Annotated in this window: 22 protein-coding genes, 1 tRNA gene and 1 riboswitch; of the genes, 10 read left to right on the forward strand and 13 right to left on the reverse strand. The window is 65.0% G+C overall.

What is annotated here, in order from left to right; genetic code table 11:
* Positions 1 to 54: 54 nt before the first annotated feature.
* Both QF038_RS16605 and QF038_RS16610 read right to left on the reverse strand, forming a co-directional pair.
* Entirely contained in the window at positions 55 to 1,371 is a 1,317-nt protein-coding gene (locus QF038_RS16605) for a peptidoglycan bridge formation glycyltransferase FemA/FemB family protein (protein WP_307611412.1), read from the reverse strand.
* A gap of 127 nt (positions 1,372 to 1,498) precedes the next feature.
* Positions 1,499 to 2,632: a peptidoglycan bridge formation glycyltransferase FemA/FemB family protein gene (locus QF038_RS16610; protein WP_307611414.1), complete on the reverse strand. Its 1,134-nt coding sequence runs from the start codon at positions 2,630 to 2,632 to the stop codon at positions 1,499 to 1,501.
* A 126-nt stretch (positions 2,633 to 2,758) separates the two neighbouring features.
* Between QF038_RS16610 and QF038_RS16615 the strand changes: the two genes are divergently transcribed.
* A complete protein-coding gene (locus QF038_RS16615; protein WP_307611416.1) occupies positions 2,759 to 3,304 on the forward strand; it encodes a TspO/MBR family protein in 546 nt (181 codons plus the stop codon).
* A gap of 31 nt (positions 3,305 to 3,335) precedes the next feature.
* Here the strand turns inward: QF038_RS16615 and QF038_RS16620 are convergent, their stop codons facing one another.
* The 5 genes from QF038_RS16620 to QF038_RS16640 all read right to left on the reverse strand — a co-directional run bounded on the left by QF038_RS16620 (position 3,336) and on the right by QF038_RS16640 (position 10,625).
* Entirely contained in the window at positions 3,336 to 4,733 is a 1,398-nt protein-coding gene (locus QF038_RS16620; protein ID WP_307611418.1) for an L-serine ammonia-lyase, read from the reverse strand.
* Between the two features lie 43 nt (positions 4,734 to 4,776).
* Entirely contained in the window at positions 4,777 to 5,160 is a 384-nt protein-coding gene (gcvH, locus tag QF038_RS16625) for a glycine cleavage system protein GcvH (RefSeq protein WP_307611420.1), read from the reverse strand.
* A 459-nt stretch (positions 5,161 to 5,619) separates the two neighbouring features.
* The gene (gene gcvT / locus QF038_RS16630) at positions 5,620 to 6,768 is read right to left on the reverse strand and encodes a glycine cleavage system aminomethyltransferase GcvT (RefSeq protein ID WP_307611421.1); all 1,149 of its coding nucleotides are present in this window, start codon (positions 6,766 to 6,768) and stop codon (positions 5,620 to 5,622) included.
* Positions 6,769 to 6,772: 4 nt separating this feature from the next.
* Positions 6,773 to 9,715: an aminomethyl-transferring glycine dehydrogenase gene (gene gcvP, locus QF038_RS16635; protein WP_373461588.1), complete on the reverse strand. Its 2,943-nt coding sequence runs from the start codon at positions 9,713 to 9,715 to the stop codon at positions 6,773 to 6,775.
* A gap of 177 nt (positions 9,716 to 9,892) precedes the next feature.
* A riboswitch (glycine riboswitch) is annotated at positions 9,893 to 9,991 on the reverse strand.
* Positions 9,992 to 10,085: 94 nt separating this feature from the next.
* Positions 10,086 to 10,625, reverse strand: coding sequence for a TetR/AcrR family transcriptional regulator (locus tag QF038_RS16640; RefSeq protein ID WP_307611423.1), 540 nt, complete (start codon positions 10,623 to 10,625; stop codon positions 10,086 to 10,088).
* Between the two features lie 66 nt (positions 10,626 to 10,691).
* On the opposite strand from QF038_RS16640, the gene QF038_RS16645 reads away from it, so the two are divergent.
* The gene (locus QF038_RS16645; RefSeq protein ID WP_307611425.1) at positions 10,692 to 12,272 is read left to right on the forward strand and encodes an MFS transporter; all 1,581 of its coding nucleotides are present in this window, start codon (positions 10,692 to 10,694) and stop codon (positions 12,270 to 12,272) included.
* 97 nt (positions 12,273 to 12,369) lie between these two features.
* Here QF038_RS16645 and QF038_RS16650 read toward each other — a convergent pair whose 3' ends face one another.
* Complete coding sequence (locus QF038_RS16650; RefSeq protein WP_307611427.1) at positions 12,370 to 12,849, reverse strand: Dps family protein; 480 nt, start codon at positions 12,847 to 12,849, stop codon at positions 12,370 to 12,372.
* Between the two features lie 215 nt (positions 12,850 to 13,064).
* Here QF038_RS16650 and QF038_RS16655 point away from each other — a divergent pair, with 215 nt between their 5' ends.
* From QF038_RS16655 to QF038_RS16665, 3 genes are read left to right on the forward strand one after another with little or no spacing between them, the layout of a single operon-like run.
* The gene (locus tag QF038_RS16655) at positions 13,065 to 14,093 is read left to right on the forward strand and encodes a nitrilase-related carbon-nitrogen hydrolase (RefSeq protein WP_307611429.1); all 1,029 of its coding nucleotides are present in this window, start codon (positions 13,065 to 13,067) and stop codon (positions 14,091 to 14,093) included.
* A gap of 41 nt (positions 14,094 to 14,134) precedes the next feature.
* Positions 14,135 to 15,160 (forward strand): agmatine/peptidylarginine deiminase, encoded by a 1,026-nt coding sequence (locus tag QF038_RS16660; RefSeq protein ID WP_307613509.1) that lies wholly within the window; start codon positions 14,135 to 14,137, stop codon positions 15,158 to 15,160.
* Positions 15,157 to 16,710 (forward strand): APC family permease, encoded by a 1,554-nt coding sequence (locus QF038_RS16665; protein ID WP_307611431.1) that lies wholly within the window; start codon positions 15,157 to 15,159, stop codon positions 16,708 to 16,710. The genes QF038_RS16660 and QF038_RS16665 overlap by 4 nt, the downstream gene beginning before the upstream one ends.
* A 67-nt stretch (positions 16,711 to 16,777) precedes the next feature.
* Here QF038_RS16665 and QF038_RS16670 read toward each other — a convergent pair whose 3' ends face one another.
* The 3 genes from QF038_RS16670 to QF038_RS16680 all read right to left on the reverse strand — a co-directional run bounded on the left by QF038_RS16670 (position 16,778) and on the right by QF038_RS16680 (position 18,209).
* A complete protein-coding gene (locus QF038_RS16670) occupies positions 16,778 to 17,326 on the reverse strand; it encodes a hypothetical protein (protein WP_307611432.1) in 549 nt (182 codons plus the stop codon).
* A gap of 284 nt (positions 17,327 to 17,610) precedes the next feature.
* On the reverse strand, positions 17,611 to 17,913 hold the full coding sequence (locus QF038_RS16675) for a DUF4193 domain-containing protein (RefSeq protein WP_050056290.1): 303 nt from the start codon (positions 17,911 to 17,913) through the stop codon (positions 17,611 to 17,613).
* A 92-nt stretch (positions 17,914 to 18,005) separates the two neighbouring features.
* Positions 18,006 to 18,209, reverse strand: a complete 204-nt coding sequence (locus QF038_RS16680) for a hypothetical protein (protein ID WP_307611435.1) — start codon at positions 18,207 to 18,209, stop codon at positions 18,006 to 18,008.
* A 191-nt stretch (positions 18,210 to 18,400) separates the two neighbouring features.
* On the opposite strand from QF038_RS16680, the gene QF038_RS16685 reads away from it, so the two are divergent.
* Positions 18,401 to 19,822 carry an FAD-binding oxidoreductase gene (locus QF038_RS16685; protein WP_307611437.1) on the forward strand — a complete coding sequence of 474 codons (1,422 nt, stop codon included), beginning with the start codon at positions 18,401 to 18,403 and terminating at the stop codon, positions 19,820 to 19,822.
* Positions 19,823 to 19,857: 35 nt separating this feature from the next.
* Here the strand turns inward: QF038_RS16685 and QF038_RS16690 are convergent.
* Positions 19,858 to 19,931, reverse strand: a tRNA-Thr gene (locus tag QF038_RS16690).
* 169 nt (positions 19,932 to 20,100) lie between these two features.
* Entirely contained in the window at positions 20,101 to 20,988 is an 888-nt protein-coding gene (locus QF038_RS16695; protein WP_307611439.1) for a thioredoxin domain-containing protein, read from the reverse strand.
* 179 nt (positions 20,989 to 21,167) lie between these two features.
* On the opposite strand from QF038_RS16695, the gene otsA reads away from it, so the two are divergent.
* The 4 genes from otsA (at position 21,168) to QF038_RS16715 (ending at position 26,359) form a co-directional block, all read left to right on the forward strand.
* A complete protein-coding gene (gene otsA / locus QF038_RS16700; RefSeq protein WP_307611441.1) occupies positions 21,168 to 22,667 on the forward strand; it encodes an alpha,alpha-trehalose-phosphate synthase (UDP-forming) in 1,500 nt (499 codons plus the stop codon).
* A complete protein-coding gene (gene otsB / locus QF038_RS16705; RefSeq protein ID WP_307613510.1) occupies positions 22,657 to 23,484 on the forward strand; it encodes a trehalose-phosphatase in 828 nt (275 codons plus the stop codon). The genes otsA and otsB overlap by 11 nt, the downstream gene beginning before the upstream one ends.
* 218 nt (positions 23,485 to 23,702) lie before the next feature.
* Entirely contained in the window at positions 23,703 to 24,785 is a 1,083-nt protein-coding gene (locus QF038_RS16710) for an ABC transporter ATP-binding protein (RefSeq protein ID WP_307611443.1), read from the forward strand.
* A 155-nt stretch (positions 24,786 to 24,940) separates the two neighbouring features.
* On the forward strand, positions 24,941 to 26,359 hold the full coding sequence (locus tag QF038_RS16715; protein ID WP_307611445.1) for a DUF4032 domain-containing protein: 1,419 nt from the start codon (positions 24,941 to 24,943) through the stop codon (positions 26,357 to 26,359).
* The last annotated feature ends 1 nt before the right edge of the window (position 26,360 follow it).

Here is a 26,360-nt window from a genome sequence, read left to right on the forward strand (position 1 = left end):
GTTGCCTCCTCCCAGTGCGGCGCGGTGTCCCAGTGCGCTGTTGTGACCAGTCTTTCAGGCTGAACGCCTCAGGGGCAGCTTGCCCAACGCTGTGCGGGCGGCGGCCACCGCTGCCCGGGCCAGGCGGTTTGCGTGGAAGACGGCTGGCCGGACCGGCATCACGAAGTCACCCACCAGCTGGACCACTTCTCCGCCGAACCCCTTCTTGAATTCGTACCCGCCGTGGCCTTCCTCGTCCTGCCCGGAGATGCCGAACGTTCCGTAGAAGTTGTACCGAATGTACCCCTTTTCCAGCGCGTGCAGCATCATTCCCCAATAGAGCGAGGTGGCCCCGTTGAAGTAGATGTAGTCCTGCACGGTGCCGCCGATCACGCACACCACCTCGTCCCCGTAGCAGACGAAGTGGATGGCGGCCACTGTGGCAACACCCACGGAGTCGGGGAACCGCTCGATGTCCCTAAGGCTCCGCTCGTAACTGTCCACGAGGTCCTGGACCACCTTGAGCCGGTTCGCCTTTTTCTTGCTGCCGGTCTCTTCCACCTCGCGGCGCAACTCGGCGGCGGTAGCGGCTTCGGCCGCCATCCGTTCCGTGATGGATTTCCGGTAGGCCGGGATATCGATTTTGGCCATCATGAGTTTGGTGAATTCCGGGGAGGTGGTGCGGAGCAGGTGCTCGTAGTAGCCGCGTTCGCGGTAGACGAACCCCTTTTCATCCCCGGCCTTGCTCAGTGCGCCGTAGAAGTCGTCGAGGGTTTCCAGCGTGGCCTGTTCCAGGAAAACACCGTTTTTCTCCGCTTTCCGGATGGCCTTGCGGGTCCGGTAGCTGGTGCCCATGATGAGCTCTTCGGCGTCCTTGATTCCGGTCAGGTCCTTGATGAACATCCAGTTCACGTTGACAAAGTTCATGTCCAGACCCTGGTGCTGGAAGCCCAGGCCGGACAGCCGTGACACCAGCGGGCGGTTGTCCTCAACCTCCGGGTGCTCTGCACCGTCCTCGTCACGGGCGATGTACTTCAGGTTGGGGGAAATCCGCAGTTCCGCGGCTTTGCGCCCGGCGGCGCGCCCGCGGAGGAGTCCGACGACGTCACGCACCAGTTCGAGGTCCGTGTAGTCCATCAGGGGGCCCTTGGCGCATTCACACACGGTGTACCCCAGGCGGGTGGTGGTGTAGTTCAGCTTCCCGGCGGCCACCAGTTCGCCGCCGCGCCGGATGCCGAAGAGCTCCACCTGCTGGCCGCGGGCGCGCTGGAAACGGGCGAAGTCGACGGACTGGAGGAAGCTGTTCTGCGGGTGCTTAGCCGCAAAGGCCTCGAACTCGGGGTCGTTGAGGATGGCAAATTCAAGATCGGTGCCGGTGGTGACTGGATTCAAGGGATTTCCTTATTCACGGGTGTGCGGCCAACAGGTAAGCCGCTGGATCAGGGGCGGGTATGCGGGCGCGGCCTTGTTTACAGTCCGGGGTTTCAGCCTGCTGGCTAAGCCTGCGCCGGGGCTGCGGTCAGTAGAACTGCTGGCCGGTCCGTGCCGTTTCAATCCGGCGGAAGACCTTTTCTGCGCCGTTGACCCAGAGTCGGTGGCGGAGCGGGGCAAGGATGTAGTCGTGGCAGCCCACAAAATCCGTGACGGTTTTGGTGAAGCTGGTCTTGAACATCCCCATGCCATACAGGTTGTGGCTCTTGTCCTTGATCCGGGCGGCCGGCGGTGTTCCGCAGAAGTCGTATTCGGTGCAGCCAAGTTCCTGCATCCGCCGGATGGCTGCCCACTGAACCAGGTGCGAATCGCCGTACTGTTTGCGGTTCTGGGTGGAACCGCCGTCCTTGTACGTTGCCTTGGCGCCGTAATTGATCACGAAGGCGCCCACGCTGGGTTTGCCGTCCTCGTATACGAAGAAGAAGTTGCCCTGGCCGCGGCTGCAGAATTCGTCCCAGAACGCAGCGTAGTACTTGTAACCGCGCAGGGGCATGGAGCCCTTGGCTTTCACGGTGTCCGCCATGAGGTCATAGAGCGCGCGGTAGGTTTCGGGGCCGGGTTCTTTCCGGAGCACCTCGCAGCCTTCCCGTTCAGCACGGCGGATGGCATTGCGGGCCCGGGAGGAGATGGCTTTGAAGACTGTTTCTTCGGCGCCGGAAATGTCCAGCAATGCGGTGGAGTCGTTGGACTGGATGTTGGGTGCCTTCACCAGGCCGGCGGCGGCCAGTTGGGCCTGGGCATCAGCGGAGTCCACGACGTCCGGTTCGATCTTGATGGTGAAGACGTTCAGCTTCCTGTCGCGGACAAAGGCTGCGCAGGCTTCCAGCGCCGCCTTGAGGTCCCCGGCAGCTGCCAGGTCAGGGCCCTTGATGAGGTACCAGAGCCGGCCCATGACCGGAAACTTTTTCTCCAGTACCAGGTTGTAGCTGGCAGAGCCAGGGGTTTCCAGCACCAGGAACCGGACTTTCCAGCCAGCGCCGTTTTTTACCGTGGCGTACGCGGCGGACTGCAGCATATTGCCGCCGTTCGGGTTGGCCGTGACGTGCTTGTCCCAGTTTTCAATTTCCTCGGCTGTGGCAAAACGTGCGGTGAATTCTCGCAAAGGGGCCGTGTCCAATCGGGGGTTGTGCGCGGTTCTGTACTCGTGGCTGCGTGCGGACATGCAGCCTCAAGTCTAAAGCCTGGCGGCGCCGCGGCTTTTCAGCAGGACGGACTCGAGCCGTATATCGAAGCTGGGAACGGGCCTGTTGCCTTGACTCCAGCAAGGCTCTTGACGAGGGTTGGGGGCATGCAGCCGTATGCCGGACAGTTGGAGCCATCCCCGCGGAAAAATCAGGACCGGCCGGGCGTCAGCAGACAAGTCCTGCTGTTGGTTGCCTTCCTGGCTGCATCGTTCCTTGTTGCGGGTCTCGGCTCACTCGCCACCTTCAATAACGTGACAGGCTGGTACGCCGCCGCGGACAAGGCGCCCTGGTCACCGCCGGACTGGGTGTTCGGCCCGGTCTGGACTTTTCTCTACGCCGGGATGGCCGTGGCCGCATGGCTGGTATGGCGCGAGCAGGAACCCGGCACCCCGCGCGCATTGGGGTTATACGGCCTCCAGCTTGCCTTGAACCTTGCGTGGACGCCCGTGTTCTTCGGCCTCTACCCCGCCATCGGCGGAGCTGCCCTGTGGCTGGCCCTGGGCATCATCATTGCCCTGATCGCCGCCGTCGCGGTTACCGTGCTGGCCTTCGGCCCCATCAGCCGCACGGCAGGCCTGCTTCTGCTGCCGTACGTGTCCTGGCTGGTGTTCGCCACAACGCTGAACGGGTGGGCCGCCCTCAACAACTGACCGGCGGTCCACCTGTCGCTTTCAAGCCCCGCTAACACACGGCCACATTGACAGCCAGGCCGCCCATGGCGGTTTCCTTGTATTTGGAGCTCATGTCCTTGCCGGTCTCGCGCATGGTCACAATGACCTCATCGAGCGAGACGCGGTGCGAACCGTCACCCCACAGCGCCATCTTCGCGGCGTTGATGGCCTTGGCCGCGGCGATTGCGTTGCGTTCGATGCAGGGCACCTGGACCAGGCCGCCGATCGGGTCGCAGGTCAGGCCCAGGTTGTGTTCCATCGCGATCTCGGCCGCGTTTTCCACCTGGGCGGGTGTTCCGCCCATCACCTCGGCCAGTCCGGCCGCTGCCATGGACGACGCCGATCCTACCTCGCCCTGGCAGCCCACCTCAGCCCCGGAGATAGACGCCTGCTCCTTGTAGAGCACCCCGACGGCGCCCGCGGTGAGCAGGAACTTCACCACGACGTCGTCGCGGTCCTCCTGGGTGGCATTCTCCATCCCGGGGGCATAATGCAGTGCGTAGTACAGCACCGCCGGGATGATCCCGGCCGCGCCGTTGGTGGGGGCGGTGACCACCCGGCCGCCGGACGCGTTTTCCTCGTTGACGGCCAGGGCGATCAAGTTAACCCACTCCTGCCAATACTTCGGGTCCCGGTCCTTGTCTTCCTTCAGCAGCCGGTCATGCCAGTCAGGCGCACGACGGCGGACCTTCAGTCCCCCGGGCAGCAGCCCTTCACGCTTCAGGGACACCTGCACGCAGTCCTCCATCACCGACCAGATGTGCAGCAGGCCCTCGCGGATGTCCTCTTCCGAGCGGGAGGCCTTCTCGTTGACCAGCATGATGTCGGCAATGGAAAGTCCTTTGGACTGGCAGCGCCCCAAAAGTTCCGCGGCGGTCCGGAACGGCAGCGGAAGTTCTTTCTTGGACTCCTCCAGCTGTTGCCGTGCAGCGTCCTCCTCGCCTTCCCGGACGATGAAGCCGCCGCCCACGGAGAAGAACGTGGCGGTGTGCAGGATCTCGTCCTCGGCGTCGAAGATGGTGAAGGTCATGCCGTTAGTGTGCCGCGGCAGTATGGTCAGCGGCCGCAGCACCATGTCCTTCACCCCATACGGCAGGGGCACCTCACCGGCCAGTTTCAGGATTCCGGTTTCGGCAATCGCGCTCAGCCGTTCCTCCACCTCGTCCGGCAGGATCAGCTCCGGATGGAAGCCCTCCAGTCCCAGCAGGATCGCGGTCATGGTGCCGTGCCCGTGGCCGGTCGCCGCGAGCGAACCATAAAGGTCCACCCGCAGCGACGCCACTCGGTCCAGCGCTCCGGAGGACTTCAGCTCCTCGGCGAAGACGGCCGCAGCCCGCATCGGCCCTACGGTGTGCGAACTCGAAGGCCCGATCCCGATGGAGAAGAGATCAAAGACACCAACAGCCATGTGCGTAAATCCTTAATAGAGGTTTGGTGCTGCTCGGCGGAACTTAAAGGTCCCCGCCATTTTTGGAGGCGTACTCCTGCGCGGACAACAGGGGTCCTTCGGACTCGGCAGCTACCTTGAAGAGCCAGCCGGCGCCATACGGATCGTTGTTGATCAGCGCGGGATCATCCACAACTCCAGTATTGATCTCCACCACCTCACCCGTCACTGGTGAGTACAAATCGGAGACCGACTTCGTGGACTCCACTTCACCACACGTCTCCCCCGCAGTCACCGTGGCACCCACCTCGGGCAAGTCCACGTAGACGATGTCGCCGAGGGCATCCGTAGCGACAGCGGAAATCCCGATCGAAACCAGGTTCCCACCCTCCCGGGCCATCCACTCGTGCTCGTCGGAGTACTGCAGGTCAGCGGCAACTTTAGCCATGTGTGTTTTTCCTTTTGCTTGTTTGTTCGAAAACTCTTGTGGCTGGGTTGGGTGCGGCTGTGCGGATTCCTCCGCGTACTGGCTCGTTCCTCGCCTCTGACGTACGCTTCCGGAATCCCCACAGCCGCCAAAACAGGTTCAGTTTTCGAGGCCAACAGTCCCAAGAAAAACAAACACGTCGCCAGAGTGCCGCAGGCTCCTGTTACCGACCAGCGCAACCACGGGCCCGGAGCGACAACCCGTGGGTTTCGAGGGATTTAACCGCCCAAGTTGGTGAGTCGATCGTCCCCCGGGTTTCGACAGGCTCAACCACCGAATTGGTGACCGGCGGGGCCCCTTCGGGTGCGGCCTCCGGCAGCGTGCGTCTAAGGGAGCGTCACGTCCGCCCAGCGGGCGTCTTCGCGACCGAGCACGCAGAGGAGGCCGGACCCGACGGGCCAAAGGTGAACAAGCGCGTGGTTACAGGGAGCGCTTGTAGAACGGGAGGTCGACGACTCCGAAGGGCTCTGCCTTGCCGCGGAGATCGATGTCCAGTGCCGTGCCGGGCTGGGTGAACTCGACGTCGACGTATGCCATGGCTATGGGGTAGCCGAGGGTGGGCGAGGGCTGGCCGGAGGTGACCTCGCCGACGACGCTGCCGTCCTTGAGGACCGGGTAGTGGGCTCGGCCGGCGCGGCGGCCCAATCCCTTGAGCCCGACGAGCCTGCGCCCGGCGGTGGAGCCGGCGCCCGCTTCCTTTTTGGCTGCCAGGGCGGCCTTGCCCACGAAGTCGCCTTCCTTGGACAGGGCGACGACGGGTCCCAGGCCTGCTGCGAACGGGTCGCCCTGCAGCGACAGTTCATTGCCGTAAAGGGGCATCCCCGCTTCGAGCCGGAGGGAGTCGCGGGAAGCCAGGCCCGCGGGCGTCAGCTCCCCGTCGTCGGCGATGGCAACAAGCGACTGCCAAAGCCCGGGGGCGTCGTCGTTGGACACAAAGATCTCGAAACCGTCTTCGCCGGTGTAGCCGGTCCGGGCGAGCAGCAGGGCCAGCCCTGCGCCGCCCACCAGGAAGGGGACCTCGACGGCGGCGTAGTACTTCAGTTCCGCCACGAGGCCGTGGTGGGCGGCCGGAACCAGGCGGAGCAGCAGCTCCTGCGCCTTGGGGCCCTGCACCGCGATCAGCGAAGTGGTATCGGAAGCGTCGTCCACCTGCACGTCGAACCCGGCAGCCCGCTTGGCCAGTTCAGCGGCCACCACGGCGGCATTGCCGGCATTGGGGACCACCAGGAAGACGTCGGTGCCGTCGGCAGCCAGTGGCCGCCGGTAGGTGATGAGGTCGTCGATGATGCCGCCGTCCTCGTTGCAGATCAGCGAGTATTTGGCTTTGCCCACGGGCATAGCGGAAATTTTTCCCACCAGGGCGTAGTCCAGGAACGCGGCGGCCTCCGGCCCGGTGACCCAGACCTCGCCCATGTGGGAAAGGTCGAACAGCCCGGCGCTCTTGCGGACGGCATGGTGCTCGGCGAGCTCGGAGGTGTACTTCAGTGGCATCTGCCAGCCGCCGAAGTCGGTAAAGGAGGCACCCAGCTTCTTGTGCTCCGCGTAAAGAGCGGTGTACTTCTCACTCATGCGGTCAGCCTTCCGAGCCGGTGGTTGAGCTTGTCGAAACCTCGAACTCGGAAAGCGGCGGGCAGGAGCAGATCAGGTTGCGGTCTCCGGCTGCCCCGTCGATGCGGCCCACCGGCGGGAAGTACTTGTCCTGCCTGAGCGATTTCACCGGGAACACTGCCTGCTCGCGCGGGTAGGCGCGGTCCCAGTCGCTGCTGATGGCGGCGGCCGCGGTGTGCGGGGCGTTGCGCAGCGGGCTGTCCGCGACTGAGAACTCGCCGTTCGCCACCTGGTCGATTTCGGCACGGATGGAGATCATGGCCTCGATAAACCGGTCGATCTCGCCGAGGTCCTCGGATTCGGTGGGTTCCACCATTAGGGTGCCCGCAACGGGGAACGCCAGGGTGGGTGCGTGGAAGCCGTAGTCGATGAGGCGCTTGGCCACGTCCTCCGCGGTGACGCCGGTCTTCGCAGTCAGCTCGCGCAGGTCCAGGATGCACTCGTGCGCTACCAGTCCGCCTTCACCGGTGTACAGGACCGGGAAGAAGTCGTTCAGCCGGGCGGCGACGTAGTTCGCGGCGAGCAGGGCGGACTTAGTGGCCTCGGTGAGGCCCTGGCCGCCCATCAGCTTCACGTAGGCCCAGGAGATGGGCAGCACGCCGGCTGAGCCATACTTGGACGCTGAGATCGGCACGTCGTTTCCCTCGGTCCACGTTGCAGCATTGCCGGGCATAAACGGTGCCAGGTGCGCCTTGGCAGCAACCGGTCCCACGCCGGGTCCGCCGCCGCCGTGCGGGATGCAGAAGGTCTTGTGCAGGTTCAGGTGCGAGACATCGCCGCCGAACTTGCCCGGCTGTGCCAGCCCCACCAGGGCGTTGAGGTTGGCCCCGTCGATGTACACCTGGCCGCCAGCGGCGTGGACAGCGTCGCAGACTTCCCGCACGTCGGCGTCATACACACCGTGAGTGGAGGGGTAGGTGATCATGATGCAGGACAGGGCCTCCTTGTGGGCCTCGATCTTGGCGTACAGGTCGGTGTGGTCGATGGTGCCATCCGGCGCTGTGGCCACCACAACAACCTTCATGCCCGCCAGCACAGCCGACGCGGCGTTCGTGCCGTGTGCCGAGGCCGGGATCAGGCAGATGTTGCGCTGCTGGTCGCCCCGGGAGTGGTGGTAGCCGCGGATGGCAAGCAGGCCGGCGAGCTCGCCCTGTGAACCGGCGTTGGGCTGGATGGACACCTGGTCATACCCGGTGATTTCGGTCAGCTGTGCTTCCAGATCGGCAATCAGCTCGCGCCAGCCTTCGGTCTGGGAGTCGGGGGCGAACGGGTGGATGGAGGCGAATTCGGGCCAGGAGATGGCTTCCATCTCGGCGGTGGCGTTCAGCTTCATGGTGCAGGAACCCAGCGGGATCATGGTGCGGTCCAGGGCCAGGTCCCGGTCGCTAAGCTTCCGGATGTAGCGCAGCAGCTGGGTCTCGGACCGGTGGGTGTTGAACACCGGGTGCTGCAGGAAGTCGGAGGAACGTTCGACGGCGGCGTCCAGGGCGAAAGCGTCACCCTCGGCTTCAACCGCGGAGGCGCCAAAAGCTTCCAGCACCCCGGCGACGATTGCCGGCGTCGTCGTTTCATCGGTGGAGAAGCCCACCGTGTCCGCGTCAATGCTGCGCAGGTTGATGCCCTTGGCTTCGGCGGCGGCGACAATGCCCGCGGCCTGGCCGGGAACGGAGACCGTGACGGTATCGAAGAAGCTGGTCTGCAGCACGTCGAAGCCGGCGGCTTTGAGGGACGCCGCGAGGGTCTTGGCGTGGGTGTGCGCGGACCGGGCGATCGCCTTCAGGCCCTCCGGGCCGTGGTACACCGCGTACATCGAGGCAACGATCGCCAGCAGGGCCTGGGCGGTGCAGATGTTGGAGGTGGCCTTCTCGCGGCGGATGTGCTGCTCACGGGTTTGGAGGGCCAGACGGTAGGCGGGCACTCCGGCGTTGTCCTTGGAGACCCCCACCAGGCGGCCGGGCATGGAGCGTTCCAGGCCCTTCTGTACCGCCATGTAGGCGGCATGCGGGCCGCCGTAGAACAACGGGACGCCAAAACGCTGGGCTGAGCCAACGGCGATGTCCGCGCCCTGCTCGCCGGGAGGCGTGATGAGGGTGAGTGCCAGGAGGTCGGCTGCGACGGTGACCAGCGCGCCGCGTTCCTTCGCCTCGGCGATGACGGCGGACTGGTCCCAGACCCGGCCGGAAACGCCGGGCTGCTGGAGGACAACACCGTTGATAGCGCCGTCGGGCAGTCCCTGGGCGAGGTCAGCGACCTCCACCTCGAAGCCGAGCGCCTCGGCACGGCCCTTGACGATGGCGATGGTCTGCGGCAGGCAGTCCGCATCCAGCACCGTCTTGCCGTCCCGGGCGGCTGCGTTCTTGTTGGCCCGGCGCATCATCAGCACGGCCTCGGCCACGGCGGTGGCTTCATCCAGCAGGGAAGCATTGGCGATGGGCAGCCCCACCAGGTCCTCGACCATGGACTGGAAATTCAGCAGTGCTTCGAGGCGGCCCTGGGAGATCTCGGGCTGGTAGGGCGTGTACGCGGTGTACCACGCCGGGCCCTCAAGGATGTTGCGGCGGATCACCGGCGGGGTCACGGTGTCGTAGTAGCCCTGGCCGATCATCTGCACAGCGGTTTTGTTCTTCGCCGCCAGCCTGCGCAGCTCAGCGAGCGCCTCGACTTCGCTCAGTGCGCCGGCCAGCTCCAGTGCCGAATCCTGGCGGATGTCCTTGGGCACGGCGCTGTCAACCAGCGCATCCACGCTGTCGTAGCCCACGGCTTTAAGCATGGTGTCGACGTCGGCCTGGCGGCGGGCGCCGATGTGCCGGTCAACGAAGGTGGCAGCCGGAGCAGTGGCGGGAATGGCCGGGGCTGGAAGGGCGGAGGCTGGGGAGGCGGACGAGATAGCAGTCACGAGGAACTCCATACATAAGGCGGCGCAGGGTACGCCACATCGATTCGGGTCCTCCCCGCTCTGTAACTGGACCTGAGAGTTTCCGCGTTCCCTGCTTGCGCCGGTCCCGCTTGCACCGTCGGTGAGCACAGCAGTCCAGGATTCGGGACGGTCTCCCGGGGCGGACAGCGTGCTGCTTTCCAGAGGTGCCTCGCCGCGGCGGTACATGGGCCTGTGAGATTCCTGGGGAGGTATTGCTCCTACGGCGCCTGCTTGTACCTTCTGGCAGAACTCTCCCGCCGCAGATCAAAGGCTATTCAATTAGGTTGTTTTTGCTGGCGGCCGCAACGGCCGGCACATGCACCAATTCTCCTATGGCACTGCCCCCGGGGCAAATGAACGGCTAGCCCCGCAGCCGCTCGACGGCGGCCAGCAGTTCCTTCACATCGGCCTCCCGGCTTCCGGCCTTTCCGGACGGCCCACTCTCCCACATGGCGTTGAAGTACAGCCCGTCCCCCATGTAAAGCACAGCTTTTGCCATGGCCGGGCCCACATCTTCGCCGATGAGCTCCAGCCACTGGTGCTGGATGGCAGCGAAGCGGCGGCGGGCTTCCTCGTGGGCCACTTCAGCCAGGCGCGTGGCGGCGACGAAGGACCGGTCCATGGGGGTGTCGGACCAGAGCGATGACCGAATGAAATAGGCAGCCGCCCCTTCCGGTGCCGCCGCCATGGCGTCGAGGTCCTCCCCCGCCAGGCGGTCCAGCCGCTCAAGGGTGGCCGCGATCAGCGTTTCCTTGTTGGGGAAGTGGTACAGCAGCCCGCCCTTGGAGACGCCTGCCCGTTTCGCCACGGCATCCAGGGTGGCGGCACGTTCCCCCACGTCAATCAGGAGTTCTTCAAAGGCGTCGAGGACTGCATCCCGCGCCACGGGTTTTCTGGCCATGGTTCCTATCATGCATTGCCTGGAACGGGTTTCTTAACTGTACCGTCCGGACGGTACAGTTAGACGATGACCGCTTCCTCCTCCGCGCAGCAGAACCACTACCGCCTGAACGCAACAGCGAGCCAGGCACCTGCATCGCCCCGGGGCACCGGGCGCGACTGGCTCGCACTGGGACTGCTGATGTTCCCGGTACTCCTGGTGGCCGTCGACAACACGGCACTGACGTTCGCGCTGCCCGCGATAGCGCGGGCACTGGACACCTCGGGTGTCGAACTGCTGTGGATTGTGGACGCCTACCCGCTGGTCCTGGCCGGGCTGCTGGTTGCCATGGGAAGCCTGGGTGACCGGATCGGGCGGCGCCGGTTACTGATCATCGGCAGCATCGGCTTCGCCGCAGTGTCAGCCGCAACGGCATTCGCTCCCAGCGCCGGCTGGCTGATCGCAGGCCGCGCCGCGCTGGGGTTCTTCGGAGCGATGCTGATGCCCTCCACGCTGTCCCTGATCCGCAACATCTTCCCGGACCCCAACCGCCGCCGGCTCGCCATCGCCATCTGGGCCGCCGGGTTTTCCGGCGGCGCCGCCCTGGGACCGATCTTCGGCGGCTGGCTGGTGGAACAGTTCTGGTGGGGAGCGGTCCTCCTGGTGGCCGTGCCCATCATGCTTCCGCTGCTGGCCTTTGGCCCGGCGTTCATTCCGGAGTCCCGCGACCCCAAGCCGGGCAGGGTGGATGCTCCGAGCATCCTGCTTTCACTGCTGACCATGGTGCCGGTGGTGTACGGCATCAAGGAGTACGCCACCGAAGGACCAAACCCTTTGGCCCTGGGAAGCATCGCCTTCGGGCTGGCCATGGGCGCCGCCTTTGTCCGCCGCCAACACCGGCTGGACAGTCCCCTGCTGGACATGTCGCTGTTCCGGAACCGGGTATTCAGCATGGCCATCACGGCGAACATCCTGGCCCTGTTCTCCTTCAACGGCTTTATCCTCTTCCTGGCCCAGCACCTCCAGCTCCTTGAAGGCATGTCCCCTTCGGCCGCAGGAGTGGCCATGATTCCGGCCCTCGTGGCCACCGTGGTGGCGGGCCTCGCGGTGGTGCCGCTGGTCCGGAAGATCCGCCCTGGCTTCGTGGTGGGCGCCGGTCTCGCCATGAGCGCTGCCGGGTACAGCATGGTGACGTTCGGCAGCCACTCCAACGGGCCGGCGCTCCTGCTGGCAGCCCTGCTGGTCCTGGCACTGGGCGTGGGGACGGCGGAGACCATCTCCAACGACCTCATCCTCGGCAGTGTTCCGGCAGAGAAGTCCGGAGCCGCGTCGGCGATTTCGGAAACGGGATACGAGGTTGGCGCACTGCTCGGCACGGCGGTGCTGGGCTCCATCCTCACAGCCTCCTACCAGCACAACCTGCAGCTGCCCGCCGGCATCGCGGAGGCCGCCGGTGGCCAGGGCGCTGCACATGCCGGGCAGACCCTTGCCGGAGCCATGGAACTGGCGGCCGGACTGCCCGCTCCGATGGCCGACGCCCTGCGGCAGGCTGCCGGCGCCGCCTTCGATTCAGGGGTGCATGTCACCGCGGCGATCGGACTGGTACTGATGGCGACGGCGGCAGTACTTGCCGCCGTCGTCCTGCGGAAAGTGCCCAAGGCCGGCTAGGGGCAGCATGCTGGCATGGGGCGGGCCAAAAGCAGCGCCCGGTGCCGGACTTCGAAGTCCGGCACCGGGCGCTGAATGCTTTGCAGGCCGAGGTGGACTACTTTGAGTCGGGCGCCGTAACGCTGGCTGTGGCCTTCAGGGTCTCGGCGTTGACCATCCACGCGAACTGCTCGAGCTTGGCGATGAATTCGTGCAGGAGGTCGGCAGACGTTGGGTCTTCCTCGTCCACTTCGTCATGGACCTTGCGCATGGTGCCCACGGCCGCCTCAAGGGCGGCCACGATGCGCTCAATCGCGTCCTTGGTGTTGATGAGGCCCTCCGGAAAAGGAGCGAGGCTGGTGGATTCAGCCACGGTGGAGCTGCGCCCGTCCGGAAGGGCATGCAGTGCCCGCATCCGTTCGGCCGCATCGTCAGCGAACTGGCGGGCGGCGTCGACGATTTCGTCCAATTGCAGGTGGAGGTCGCGGAAGTTGGTTCCCACGATATTCCAGTGTGCCTGCTTGCCCTGGATGTGCAGTTCGATCAGGTCCACGAGCACAGCCTGAAGGTTGTTGGTCAGTGTCGGTGAAGCTTTCATGCGTCCTCCTCGATTGGTCCAGTAATCCTGACGCTATCAGCCCTTCACGGTGCAGGCAGTGGACGCTGCAGCAATTTCTCAGTGAGCTTACTAACCCTGCGCGGAGCGACATAAAAGAACGTGATTCATATTTTCCCTTGCATCCGCGGCCGCGGCACCGCATACTAAATGAACGTCATTCATTTAGTGACCATCGTCTCACTGGAGTAGCAAACATGATTGAAATTTCCTGCCTCGGCGCACCCGCTTCCCTGGCCCGGACAACGCAGTCCGCCCGGCCCGCCCTGCGCGTCGGCGTGGTCCAGCACCGGTGGCACGCGGACAGCGCCGTCCTCGAGGCTGAACTGGACGAGGGCATTGGCCGGGCAGCCCGGCTGGGAGCCTCCGTGGTCTTCCTGCCAGAGTTGACACTTTCGCGCTACCCCGCGGATACCCGCCCGCACAATGACCCCTCCGAGGGACCCACCAGGACCCGACCCTCGGATATTGCCGAAGACCTGCTGACCGGCCCCACCTTCCGCTTCGCTGCCGAAGCTGCCCGCCGCCACGGGGTATCCGTCCACGCGTCCCTGTACCAGCGTGCGGAGAACCCGGACGGCCAGGACGACGGCCTGGGACTGAACACCGCCATCCTGGTCTCCCCGGCCGGCGAGCTCCTGGCAAGGACGCATAAGCTCCATATCCCCGTCACCGCCGGATACTACGAGGACAAGTTCTTCCGCCAGGGACCGGCCGCCGCCGACGCCTATGAAGTCCACGCTCCCGCCGAACTTGGCGGCGCGAGGCTGGGAATGCCCACCTGCTGGGACGAATGGTTCCCGGAGGTTGCCCGGCTGTACTCCCTGGGCGGGGCGGAAATCGTGGTGTACCCCACCGCGATCGGCTCCGAACCTGACCACCCGGATTTCGATACCCAGCCGCTGTGGCAGCAGGTCATTGTGGGCAACGGCATCGCCAACGGCCTGTTTATGGTCGCCCCGAACCGCTGGGGCAGCGAGGGCACGCTGAACTTCTACGGTTCGTCCTTTATCTCCGATCCCTACGGCCGCATCCTGGCGCAGGCGCCGCGGGACGAGTCCGCCGTCCTCGTGGCAGACCTGGACCTGGACCAGCGGAAGGACTGGCTGACCCTGTTCCCGTTCCTTGCAACGCGCCGGCCGGACACCTATGGCCGCCTCACCGAGCCGGTCCGCCAGAATGAACTCCTGGGCGGCGAGCGCGGTTTCGCAGAGGTCTGCTCGTGACCGCCCCGCACCAGGACGCCACCGCCGCTCCGCAGTGGCGGATGCCTGCCGAGACTGCCCGCCAGGAGCGGCTGTGGATGGCCTTCCCTGCCGGCGGCTATACGCTGGGCGAGTCCACTGAGGCCGCCCATGCTGCCAGGACCACCTGGGCAGCTGTGGCGAACGCCGCCGTCGAGTTCGAGCCCGTCATCATGGTGGTGGACCCCGACGACGTCGAAACGGCCGCCGCTTACCTACACCCCGACGTCGAGGTGATTACCGCCCCGCTCAATGACGCCTGGATGCGGGACATCGGCCCCACCTTCGTCTTGGACGGTGACGGGCAGCTCGGTGCGGTGGACTGGGTATTCAACGGCTGGGGCGGCCAGGACTGGGCCCAGTGGGACAAGGACGCCCTGATCGCCGGCGAGGTGGCCGGCCGGTCCGGCGCCAGCCATCTCGTGTCAGCACTGGTCAATGAGGGCGGCGGGATCCAGGTGGACGGCCAGGGAACCGTGCTCGTCACAGAAACCGTGCAGCTGGATCCCGGCCGCAATCCCGGCCTCAGCAGGGCCGACGTCGAGCAGGAACTGGCCCGCACCGTCGGTGCCACCCATGTGGTGTGGCTGCCGCGCGGCCTGACCCGCGACTCCGAGCGGTTCGGCACCCGCGGCCACGTGGACATCGTGGCCGCCATCCCCTCCCCCGGCACGCTCCTGGTCCACTCACAGGAAAACCCGGAACACCCGGACTTCGAGGTCTCCCGGGAAATCATCGACTTCCTTCGCGGCACCACCGATGCCGCCGGGCGGCAGTGGAACATCATCGAAGTCCCCGCCCCGGAAACCCTTCGCGACGACGAAGGCTTCGTGGACTACAGCTACATCAACCACGTGGTGGTCAATGGCGGCGTCATCGCCTGCAGCTTCAACGACCCCCAGGACGACAAGGCCCTGCAGATTCTGGCAGAGGCCTACCCCGGACGGCGTATTGTCGCCATCGACGCACGCGAGCTTTTTGCCCGCGGCGGGGGGATCCACTGCATCACCCAACAGCAGCCCGCTGCCTCCCAGAAAGTGGTGTCATGACAGAAACCATCCGCACCGGCGCCTCCGCCGGCGGAGCCGGAAAGCCGGCAAACCCCTCCGGAGTCTCCCCTAAGGGCCTGAAGGGCGGGCAGCTGGGACTCCTCGCCGTCGTTGTCCTTGGTATCTCCACCATCGCCCCGGCGTACACGCTCACCAGCGCGCTGGGACCCACCGTCAACGAAGCCGGACTGCAGCTGCCCGTCATCTTCCTCATCGGGTTCATCCCCATGATCCTGGTGTCCCTGGCGTACCGGGAGCTCAACGCCGACTCCCCGGACAGCGGCACCACCTTCACCTGGGTGACCAAGGCCTTCGGCCCGTGGGTGGGGTGGATGGGCGGATGGGGGCTCCTTGCAGCCAACATCATCGTGCTGTCCAACCTGGCCGGCGTGGCGGTCGACTTCTTCTACCTCTTCCTCTCCCAGCTCACCGGTGCCCCGGAACTGGCTGACCTCGCGGCCAACAAACCGCTGAACGTGCTCACCTGCTTTGTGTTCGTAGCCCTTGCCGTGTGGGTCAGCTACCGCGGCCTGCACACCACCAAACTGGTGCAGTACGGCCTGGTGGGCTTCCAGCTGCTGGTACTGGGGCTGTTCGTGGGCATGGCCTTCGCCAACTGGTCCACCTCCGAAACGGCCATCCCGTTCAGCTGGGAGTGGTTCGACGTCACCAAGATCGAGACATTTGGCCAGGTGGCTGCGGGAATCTCGTTGTCCATCTTTGTGTACTGGGGCTGGGACGTCTGCCTGACCGTCAACGAGGAAACCGCTAACGGTAAAAAGACAGCGGGCCTCGCAGGTACTCTGACCGCCCTCATCGTCCTTGGGATCTACCTGCTGGTCAGCATCGCCACCATGATGTTCGCCGGCGTCGGGGATACCGGCAACGGCCTGAACAACACGGAAATCCACGAGAACATCTTCACCGCCCTGGCCTCCCCCATCATGGGCCCGTTCGCAATCTTGATGTCCCTGGCCGTGCTGTCCAGCTCCGCCGCCTCGCTGCAGTCCACGTTTATGTCGCCGTCGCGCAGCCTGCTGGCCATGGCCCACTATGAAGCATTGCCGGAGCCGTTCAGCCGGGTGAGCAGGAAGTTTGCGACGCCGGGCTACGCCACCGTTGCCGCCGGCATCCTGTCCGCGGGGTTCTACGCAGTGATGCACGTGCTCAGCGAAAACGTCCTGAACGACACCATCCTGGCGCTCGGCCTGATGATCTGCTTCTACTATGGGCTGACGGCGATCGCCTGTGCCTGGTACTTCCGCAACAGTGTCTTCAGCAGCCTCCGCAACTTCCTGCTGCGGTTCCTCTGCCCCGTGCTGGGTGGCGTGGGCCTGTTCGTGGTGTTCTTCCAGACGGCCGTGGACAGCCTGGCACCGGAGTTCGGCAGCGGCTCGGAAGTGTTCGGCGTGGGCCTGGTGTTCGTCCTCGGAGTAGGCATCCTGGCCCTCGGCGCGGTGTTTATGCTGGTGATGTCCCGGCTGCGGCCCCGGTTCTTCCGCGGGGAGACCCTGAAGCAGGACACCCCGGCCCTGGTGGTCCCCGAGTAAGGTTCCTGCAGGCACAAAAAAGGTGCCGCATCCCGGATCAGCGGGGTGCGGCACCTTTTTGTGTCCATCACCAGAAGTGGGCCACGTCCACGATCAGGCGGGAACCGGAACCTGGGCCATCCAGTGTCAGGACCCTGAAGGGCAGCCGGGCACGGACGCCCAAGCCAATACTGGTGTAGCCCTCGAAGCTTCCGGCGTAAACCACTTGCCGGAAGGTCTGGTAACCGGCCACGTTAGACAGCTCAGCCTTGGCGGCCGGGTTGTACGTGACGTTACCCTTCTGGTCGTACGAGGGTGCGTTCACGGTGACCTGCAGGCGCGCATTGCCCTGCACCGGAATGGTGAAGCCGGAGCCGTCCTGGACAATGTTCGGGACGTATCCGACGGTATAGCCCTTGACGGGGCCGTTGAGGTCAACCACCATCCGGTCGAAGCAGTAATGCTGCCCCGTCCGAACGTTGGTGACGGATGCGGTGCTCAAATCCGGCGCCGTTTTGGCGAGGGACCCCCATGCGAGACCGCAATACGAGGTGGCTGCCGAGGCGGGCCCCGGTGCCAGGATTCCCAGCCCGACGGCCGCAAGGAGCGCCGTGAGCCAGAGGAGGAGTTTCTTCATTGTGGGTGCCATCCAGAGGAAGTGGTGCGGTTGGATAGCTCAAGCGTAGGAGTGTCGGGAGCCCGAAACGAGGGTTGTGGCCGCTTCGGCGTGCAACCGTAAGGAACACTGGTTCCGTGTCACGCCGCTGTAAATCCCGCGGGTTTTTACCGTCCAACTTAACCGTTCCGGTGCCGTTTCTGGACCCGGCTGTTATGCCGGATAACGGTGCCGGAACCACGAAAGAGCGCCGGTCACCCGAGAGGTGGCCGGCGCTGTTTTAAGCTGTCGCGCGTCGCGGGATTCTAGCCTTCGCACTCGCGGCAGTACTTCATGCCGTTCTTTTCGCGGGCCACCTGGGAACGGTGACGGACCAGGAAGCACGATGAGCAGGTGAATTCGTCTGACTGCTCGGGAACAACAATGACGGTCAGTTCCTCGTTGGAAAGATCGGCACCGGGCAGGTCGATGCCCTCGGCCGTGTCGTTTTCGTCAACGTCGATCACCGCGGTCTGGGCGTTGCCGCCGCGGGATGCCTGCAGGGCCTCCAGGGAATCGGCGGGAGACTCTTCCTCTTGCTTGCGTGGAGCATCGTAATCGGTAGCCATAGCGAGTTCACTTTCGTTGCTGCACAGCGCCATTTCAGGCACCTCAGTGAAGCAGTTTAGGTCACAATGCCCTCACCCACGCAATAGTGTGTTCAAGCAGACAATTCAGGGGGTTCCGGGGTGGTTTCTGAATGGGTTCGGCGGACCTGATCCGCCCCTGCGGCCACTCCGCTCAGGGCCGGCAGCCACCCCCATCTCGTGGCATCAGCCATCGCATCGGCAGCCTGTCCCGGGGTGTCAAAGTAGAAGGCATCCGCCAGCCAGGCGCGGACCCGGGCGGGAAATTGTATGGTCATGCGGGCGACGCTACGCAGGCATTGTTGTGGGTGCGTTTCGTCCCGGTCTCGCGCACATTAAAACGCCACGTGAATACGGCGGCAGGCAGTCCTAAAAAGAAGTTGTTGACCCGTCCAGGGGCCGATCCTAGAATCACCGCACCGGTATTCCTGCTGGATTATTACCGCCTTTTGATCTGGAAGTATCAGCGATGGCCATAGTTCATGAACACCTTCCGGAGCCGGACGTCCAGCAGTCGCTGCACGAGTTGCGCGGGCAGCTGCGGGGATCGTTGATCGAGCCGCAGGATCCCCTGTACGACGAAGCACGCGCGGTGTGGAACGGCATGGTCGATCTGCGTCCGCGGGCCATCGCCAGGGCAGGAGCCGTATCCGATATTGACATAGTCCTGGCCAGTGCGCGGCGCAGCGGCCTCGCACTGGCCGTCCGCGGCGGCGGGCACAACATCGCCGGCCACGGCACTGTCGACGGCGGCCTGGTCCTGGATCTGGGAGCCCTCCGGGAGGTACGGGTGGACGCGCAAAGCAAGCGGGTCGTCGTCGGGCCCGGAGCGACCCTTGGGGACGTGGACCGGGCCACGGCCGCACAAGGCCTGGCGGTACCCCTGGGAGTCATCAGTGGAACGGGAGTGGCAGGACTTACCCTGGGCGGCGGCGTCGGCTGGCTGACCCGGACCGGAGGGCTCAGCCTGGACAACCTGGACTCCGTAGACGTGGTCACCCCTGCCGGCGAGCACGTGCACGCCAGCGCGGAAGAGAACCCGGAGTTGTTCTGGGGAGTGCGCGGCGGTGGCGGGAACTTCGGCGTGGTGTCCTCCTTTACCTTCCGCGCCCTCGCCCTGCGGGCAGCACCGTTGGGCGGCAACCTCTTTTACCGGCCGGAGCACTGGCGAAATGCCCTCCTCGCCTTCGATGCCTGGACCAGGGCACTGCCGGACGAGATGAATCCCATCGTCTCGTTCCTGGTGCTCCCGGCCGACTTCGGCATGGGCAGTGAGCCCTGGATGGCTATTGGATTCGCTTGGGTCGCCGAGGATCATCAGGCCGGCCTGGCGCTGGTGGGCCAGCTTCGCGCCGCTGCCCCGCCCGACGGCGAGGAGGTGGGACTGACGTCGTGGCCTGAATGGCAAAGCGCCATGGACGCCGTCTTCCCCAAGGGTTCGCGCGGCTATTGGAAGAACGTTTCGTTCTCGCGGCTGGACGAGGAGGTGGTGGACGCCGTGCTGGGTTTCGCTTCCGAGCTGGCCTGGGAAGGAACGGGCATCGATATCCATCATCTGGAGGGTGCGTTCGGACGGGTACCCGAAGACGCCACGGCGTTTCCCAACCGGTCCGCGCGGTACTGGCTGAACGTTTACGGGTTCTGGCGTGACGCGGCGGAGGACGAACGGCTGACAGCATTCGCCCACAAGGCCTACTCCGTGATGCGGCCCTTCGCGGAGCAGGGCGAATACGTCAACTTCCTGGGAGCGGAAGTGGGAGTGCAGGCGCCGGACGCCGCCCGCAGCGCCTACGGACAGGACAAGTACCAGCGCCTCGTGGCCCTCAAGGACCGTTACGATCCGCAGAATCTCCTGCGCCTGAACCACAACATTTTGCCATCGGGCGGCTAGGGGGCCGGCGCGGCCGGCAGCGGGCAAAAAAATAGAGCCCCCTGTCGGATTCGAACCGACGACCCCCGCTTTACAAGAGCGGTGCTCTGGCCAACTGAGCTAAGGAGGCTTGCCCTGGCGGGCGGGCGCCGTGACGGCGCTACATAAGGTTAGCCCAAGTCCTCCCGGTGGTAAAAACGCCGCCCTTTGTCCAAGGCCGGGAGAACCGCCGGGCGCAGGAAACGGGCAACAAAAAGGGCCCGCCGCCGGAATGATCCGGCAGCGGGCCCTCAAAGCCCTTAAGCCTTCGCGTCGATCGCTGCCTGGAGGAAATCGGGGAATGGGGTCTGGGCGCTATCACCCTTGCCCCACTGCTTGCCGTCCACGAAAACTGTGGGGGTGCCGGTGACGCCGATGGCTGAAGCTTCCTTCGTGGTGAACTTCACGAACGGCCGGTAGGTCTTCTCGTCCACGCAGCTGCTGATGTCAACACCGAGGTCGGAGGCCATGCTCTTGAGCTTGTCATCCGAGAGCCCGGCGCCGCCTTCAGCAGGCTGGTTCGCGAAGAGCGCATCCACAAACTCCGCGTACTTCTCCGGCGATTCGTTCACAACACAGGCGGCGGCGTTGGCAGCCCGGGACGAGTAGTTCGTGGTGGAGCGGCTGTCCAGGAACCCGAGCGCGCGGTATTCCACCGTAATCTTGCCCTCGTTGCGCAGGGACGTGAGCTGCTCGTTGTACTGGGCCTCAAAGTTCTTGCAGACCGGGCAGATGAAGTCGATGTAGAGCACAACCTTCACCGGCTTGCCCGCCTCGGCCTCGGCCCCGGGAGCCACCACTTCGGCCGGAGCAGCCTGCGGCGGCGCGCCAACCGCAGCTGCGTCAACAGTGGCCGGGTCCAGTTTGGCCACTTCAGTGTTCGCCAGCAGCGTGACGCCGCCGTGCACATTCCCGTTGGCCGGCGTGGGTCCCTGGTCGGCTATGGGCGCATTCTGCTTCATTGAGGTGGTCACCACCAGTGCCACCACCACCAGGATGGCCACCACGGCGGCCACAATCCCCCACCCGATCAGCAGCTTGTTGCGCTTGTCCTTTTTCAGCTGCGCTTCGCGGATCAGGCGCGCTTTCTCGCGGGCCTCCGCGGTGCGCTCAGCCTTGGACTTACGTACTTCGTTTGCGGGGCTCATGTGTTCCTTGGGTCGATCGACGAGGGGGACCAGTTCGTGGCAACCCCCTCATTTTAGGGGAGAAAGCTGAGAGCTTGCTGTTTCAAGTATTCCTCGGGGTTGACCAACGGACGAATAGCATGGAAGATTCCGTCCCGTTAGGGTGGGCTAAGAGGCACAAGCAACCCCAGGGGGCAGCAATGCAAACACCCGTCCAGGAAAAACCCGCCACCGCAGCCGCATCCGGCGCCGCCGACGCGGGCCACAGCGCCGAGACAAAGTACGACTTTATGGTGGTCTCGAACAGGCTGCCCGTGGACCGGGTCGCCCCCGGCGAAGGCGACGACGACTCCGGCTGGCGGCGCTCCCCCGGCGGACTCGTGACGGCGCTGGCACCCATGATGACAAAAACCGACGGCGCGTGGGTCGGCTGGCACGGCGCCCCGGACGAGACCGTGGACCCGTTCAGCCATGGCGGCATGGACCTGGTGCCCGTCCAGCTCAGCGCGGACGACGTCGAGCTCTACTACGAAGGCTTCTCCAACGCCACGCTGTGGCCGCTCTACCATGACGTCATCGCCCCGCCGGAATTCCACCGGACCTGGTGGGACGCCTACCGCTCGGTGAACAGAAGGTTCGCCGACGCCGTCGTACGCCATGCCGACGATGGCGCCACCGTCTGGATCCAGGACTACCAGCTGCAGCTGGTGCCGCGGATGCTCCGTGAAGCGCGGCCCGACCTCAAAATCGGGTTCTTCAACCACATCCCATTCCCGCCGCCGGAGATTTTCGCCCAGCTGCCCTGGCGCCAGGCCATTATCGACGGTCTCCTCGGAGCCGACCTGGTGGGATTCCAGCGGCCCAGCGACGCCGGCAACTTCATGCGCTCGGCCCGCCGCTTCCTGGGCGCCAGCGTCAAGCAGCAACAGGTACACGTCAAGGGCAAGGACGGGGAAATCACCCACATCGCCAGGGCCCAGGCGTTCCCCATCTCCATCGACGTCCAGCAGATCAGCGAGCTGGCCGCCAAGCCGGAGATCATCGAGCGCGCGCGGCAGATCCGCCAGGACCTCGGGAACCCGAAAACCATCCTGCTGGGCGTGGACCGGCTGGACTACACCAAGGGCATCCGGCACCGGCTCAAGGCGTTCGAGGAGCTCCTGGCCGACGGCAGGCTGTCCGTCAGCGACGCCACCCTGATCCAGGTGGCCAGCCCCAGCCGCGAACGCGTTGAGCAGTACCGGCTTCTGCGCGAGGAGGTGGAGGGTACGGTTGGCCACATCAACGGCACGTACGACACCCTCGAGAACACCGCCGTCCGCTACCTGCACCACAGCTACCCCGTGGAGGAAATGGTGGCCCTGTACCTGGCCGCCGACGTCATGCTGGTCACGGCCCTGCGGGACGGCATGAACCTGGTGGCCAAGGAGTATGTCACGGCGCGCACCAACAACGACGGCGCGCTGGTGCTCAGCGAGTTCGCCGGCGCAGCCGACCAGCTCAAGCAGGCCCTGCTGATGAACCCGCACGATATCGACGGCCTGAAGAATGCGATCATGCGCGCCGTGGAGATGTCCCCCCGGGACGCGTCGCGGCGGATGCGGGCCATGCGCAAGCAGATCCTTGAGCACGATGTGGACTACTGGTCGGCCGATTTCCTGCAGGCCCTGAAGGAGAAAGTGGTCCGTGATGACACCTGAGAGCCGGACCGGCAACGGCAGGCTGGCGCTGACACCGGAGCTCCGTGAGGCCATCCGCACCATCGCCCGGACTGACCACCTGCTGGTGGCCATGGACTTCGACGGAACCATGGCGCCCATCGTGGGGCATGCCGACGACGCGCGGCCGCTTCCCCGGGCCGCCACGGCCTTCGCCGGGCTCGCCGTGCTGCCGCGCACGACGACGGCACTCATCTCCGGGCGTGCCCTCGCCAGCCTGCGCAAGGTCGCCTCGCCGCCGGTGGACACAGTGCTGATCGGCAGCCACGGGGCTGAAGCCTGGCTGGGCCCGGGGTCAGCGGGACTGGAACTGGACGATGAGCAGAAAGCACTCCTCGCCGAGGTGCGCGGCATCCTCGCCGGCATCGTTTCCGAGGCACCCGGCACCATGCTGGAGGACAAGCCGGCCGGGGTGGTACTGCATACCCGCCAGGCGCCCGACGACGTGGCAGAGGACGCCGTGGCCGCAGCACGCTCGTTGCTGCAGGATCGCAAAGGCGTATTCCTCAAGGACGGAAAGCGGGTCCTGGAAACCTCCATGGTGAACGCGTCCAAGGGCGAGGGCGTCACATTCCTGCGGCAGATCAGCGGCGCCAGCGCCGTCCTGTTCGCCGGCGACGACACCACGGACGAGGACGCACTGGCGCGGCTGGAGTCCGGTGACGTCGGCGTCAAAGTGGGCCTTGACTTCACCCAGGCGCAGTACCGGGTGGAAGCTCCTGTCCATGTTGCCGAGCTGCTCGAAGTGCTGCTCCAGGAGCGGAGCCTTGCCGTGGCGGAGGAAGATCCGCAGGGGTGATGGTTACCAACCTCACTTGTGACGTTCGTAACATTTGCGCCAATTCGAACAGTATCTGACATACTCTTCTCTGTGATGTGGCGCACAGAAACCGTGCGGCGTCACTCGGTGTCTTCTGGCCTTTGGCCGGGAAGCGTCTGCAGCACAAAACTGAACAAGCATGTTCCATTCACAACGGATCGTCCGGCACGTACCTGCCGGTGAAGGGATTGATAACTGTGGCTACAGTTACTTTTGATAACGCTACGCGTCTGTACCCGGGCACAGAAAAGCCCGCCGTCGATAAGCTCAACATCGACATCGCCGATGGCGAATTCCTGGTCCTCGTTGGACCCTCCGGTTGCGGTAAGTCCACCTCCCTGCGCATGCTCGCAGGCCTCGAGGACGTCAACGCAGGCCGGATCCTCATTGGCGACCGCGATGTCACCGACGTTCCCCCGAAGGACCGCGACATCGCAATGGTTTTCCAGAACTACGCGTTGTACCCGCACATGACTGTGGCCGACAACATGGGCTTCGCCCTGAAGATTGCAGGCGTTTCCAAGGAAGAGCGTGCCGAGCGCGTCCGTGAAGCCGCCAAGCTCCTTGACCTCGAGCCCTACCTGGACCGCAAGCCGAAGGCACTCTCCGGCGGTCAGCGCCAGCGTGTTGCCATGGGCCGCGCAATCGTCCGTAACCCGCAGGTCTTCCTCATGGATGAGCCGCTGTCCAACCTGGACGCCAAGCTCCGTGTGCAGACCCGCACCCAGATCGCATCCCTGACCCGCCGCCTGGGCGTCACCACCGTTTACGTGACGCACGACCAGGTCGAGGCCATGACCATGGGCGACCGCGTTGCCGTGCTGAAGGACGGCCTCCTGCAGCAGGTGGACACCCCGCGCAACCTCTACGACCGCCCGAAGAACGTCTTCGTCGCCGGCTTCATCGGCTCCCCCGCCATGAACCTGCTGGAACTGCCGGTCGTCGACGGCGGCGTCCAGTTCGGCGGCACCGTTTACCCCGTTCCGCGTGACGTCCTCGAAGAGGCACACGGCTCCACCGTGACCCTGGGTTCACGTCCCGAGGACCTCGAGACCGCACCGCACGGTGAAGGCCTGAAGGTTGAGGTCGACGTCGTCGAAGAGCTGGGTGCCGACGCTTACGTCTACGGCCACACCACCCTTGACGGCAAGGACCACGACATCGTGGCTCGCGTCGACGGCCGCCGCCCTCCGATGAAGGGCGAGTCCATCTACGTCCGTCCCCAGTCGGGCCACGTGCACCTGTTCGACACCAAGACCGGCCTGCGCCTGGGCAATTAAGCCCCACCCACCGTCCGGTGGTTGAGCTTGTCGAAACCCCGGACAGCACCGCATAGAACCGACGGCGGCCTTCCTTACTGGACGGCCGCCGTCGGCCTTTAACCGTGCCTGCAGAAGAATTAGCTGGCCGCGCCTATCTACGGAAGAATTGACGCATGACCGAGGAATACAGCGCCCAGTGGCACGACGAACCCACCGACTATGCGCAGGTGGGCAAATTGCCCCGGTTTGTGGCCGCGAGTGCGGACGACGGCAAGGTCGTCTCGGCAGCCAGCTCCCTGAACATCACGGCAGCAGCGGCCGATCCCGAGCTGCTGGACCTGCCCTGGCACATCGCCCTGGAGGACTGGCCGGCTGAAAACCTGGCCGCCCTCCCCCGCGGCATCTCCCGGCACATCGTCCGCTTCGCCCACCTTGGCGGTTCGGTCATCGCCATCAAGGAAACCTCCGAGCACGTCGCCCGGCACGAATACCACATGCTCCGCAAGCTGGCCAGGCTGGATGTCCCGTGCGTTGAGCCGGTGGCCGTGATCACCGGCCGCACCACCCTGGACGGAAAACCGCTGAACCCCGTCCTGGTCACGCGTCACCTGAAGTTCTCCATGCCCTACCGGGCCCTTTTCTCCCAGATGCTTCGCAAGGACACCCTCACCAGGCTCATCGACGCGCAGGCGCTGCTGCTGGTGCGGCTGCACCTGGTTGGCTTCTACTGGGGCGACGTTTCCTTGTCCAACACCCTGTTCCGCCGCGATGCAGGCGCGTTTGCCGCCTACCTGGTGGATGCAGAAACCGGCGAGCTGTATCCGGACCTTTCCACCGGCCAGCGCGAGTACGATCTCGAAATCGCCCGCGTGAACATCGCCGGTGAGCTGATGGACCTGCTGGACGGAGGGTTGATCGAGGAGAAGGTGGATCCCGTGGCCACCAGCGAGCTGATCATGGACAGCTACCGACGCCTGTGGGCTGAGCTGACGGAGAAGGAATCCTTTGAACTCGGCGAACGATGGCGGGTGGGCGCGCGCATCCGGCGGCTCAACGAACTCGGCTTCGACGTCGAAGAGTACGCCATCAAGACCACCCAGAACGGGTCCACCATCCAGCTGCAGCCCAAGGTGGTTGACGCCGGCCACCACATGAGGCGCCTGCTGCGGCTGACCGGCCTTGACGCCCAGGAAAACCAGGCCCGTCGCCTGCTCAACGACATGGATACATTCCGGGCGGACAACAACCCTGACATGGACGAGGAATACAGCGCCCACCTGTGGGTCAGCCAGGTCTTCGAGCCCATTGTGAGGTCCATTCCGCGGGACCTGTCCGGCAAGCTGGAGCCCGCCGAAGTGGTGCACGAGGTCCTCGAACACCGCTGGTATATGTCCGAAAAACAGGAACGGCACATCCCCCTCGCCGAAGCCGTTCAGTCCTACATCGACTCCATCCTGCGGCACCGCCGGGATGAGGCGGCCATTATGCTGAACCCGCCCACCGGGCTGCTGAAAATCCTCGAGGTGGAAACGGAAGAGTCCCGGTACGGCGACGAGGAATCCATCGACGAATACCCGGACGTGGACGACTAAA

Origin of the sequence: Pseudarthrobacter sp. W1I19 (genome assembly GCF_030817835.1) — a bacterium.
Taxonomy (GTDB): domain Bacteria; phylum Actinomycetota; class Actinomycetes; order Actinomycetales; family Micrococcaceae; genus Arthrobacter.

Excerpts from the sequence above, each read along its gene's own strand:
- QF038_RS16610 (WP_307611414.1), bottom strand. The coding sequence starts at position 2,632 with ATGTCCGCACGCAGCCACGAGTACAGAACCGCGCACAACCCCCGATTG.
- QF038_RS16615 (WP_307611416.1), top strand. The coding sequence starts at position 2,759 with ATGCAGCCGTATGCCGGACAGTTGGAGCCATCCCCGCGGAAAAATCAG.
- QF038_RS16620 (WP_307611418.1), bottom strand. The coding sequence starts at position 4,733 with ATGGCTGTTGGTGTCTTTGATCTCTTCTCCATCGGGATCGGGCCTTCG.
- gcvH (WP_307611420.1), bottom strand. The coding sequence starts at position 5,160 with ATGGCTAAAGTTGCCGCTGACCTGCAGTACTCCGACGAGCACGAGTGG.
- gcvT (WP_307611421.1), bottom strand. The coding sequence starts at position 6,768 with ATGAGTGAGAAGTACACCGCTCTTTACGCGGAGCACAAGAAGCTGGGT.
- gcvP (WP_373461588.1), bottom strand. The coding sequence starts at position 9,715 with ATGGAGTTCCTCGTGACTGCTATCTCGTCCGCCTCCCCAGCCTCCGCC.
- QF038_RS16640 (WP_307611423.1), bottom strand. The coding sequence starts at position 10,625 with ATGGCCAGAAAACCCGTGGCGCGGGATGCAGTCCTCGACGCCTTTGAA.
- QF038_RS16645 (WP_307611425.1), top strand. The coding sequence starts at position 10,692 with ATGACCGCTTCCTCCTCCGCGCAGCAGAACCACTACCGCCTGAACGCA.
- QF038_RS16650 (WP_307611427.1), bottom strand. The coding sequence starts at position 12,849 with ATGAAAGCTTCACCGACACTGACCAACAACCTTCAGGCTGTGCTCGTG.
- QF038_RS16655 (WP_307611429.1), top strand. The coding sequence starts at position 13,065 with ATGATTGAAATTTCCTGCCTCGGCGCACCCGCTTCCCTGGCCCGGACA.
- QF038_RS16660 (WP_307613509.1), top strand. The coding sequence starts at position 14,135 with ATGCCTGCCGAGACTGCCCGCCAGGAGCGGCTGTGGATGGCCTTCCCT.
- QF038_RS16665 (WP_307611431.1), top strand. The coding sequence starts at position 15,157 with ATGACAGAAACCATCCGCACCGGCGCCTCCGCCGGCGGAGCCGGAAAG.
- QF038_RS16670 (WP_307611432.1), bottom strand. The coding sequence starts at position 17,326 with ATGAAGAAACTCCTCCTCTGGCTCACGGCGCTCCTTGCGGCCGTCGGG.
- QF038_RS16675 (WP_050056290.1), bottom strand. The coding sequence starts at position 17,913 with ATGGCTACCGATTACGATGCTCCACGCAAGCAAGAGGAAGAGTCTCCC.
- QF038_RS16680 (WP_307611435.1), bottom strand. The coding sequence starts at position 18,209 with ATGACCATACAATTTCCCGCCCGGGTCCGCGCCTGGCTGGCGGATGCC.
- QF038_RS16685 (WP_307611437.1), top strand. The coding sequence starts at position 18,401 with ATGGCCATAGTTCATGAACACCTTCCGGAGCCGGACGTCCAGCAGTCG.
- QF038_RS16695 (WP_307611439.1), bottom strand. The coding sequence starts at position 20,988 with ATGAGCCCCGCAAACGAAGTACGTAAGTCCAAGGCTGAGCGCACCGCG.
- otsA (WP_307611441.1), top strand. The coding sequence starts at position 21,168 with ATGCAAACACCCGTCCAGGAAAAACCCGCCACCGCAGCCGCATCCGGC.
- otsB (WP_307613510.1), top strand. The coding sequence starts at position 22,657 with ATGACACCTGAGAGCCGGACCGGCAACGGCAGGCTGGCGCTGACACCG.
- QF038_RS16715 (WP_307611445.1), top strand. The coding sequence starts at position 24,941 with ATGACCGAGGAATACAGCGCCCAGTGGCACGACGAACCCACCGACTAT.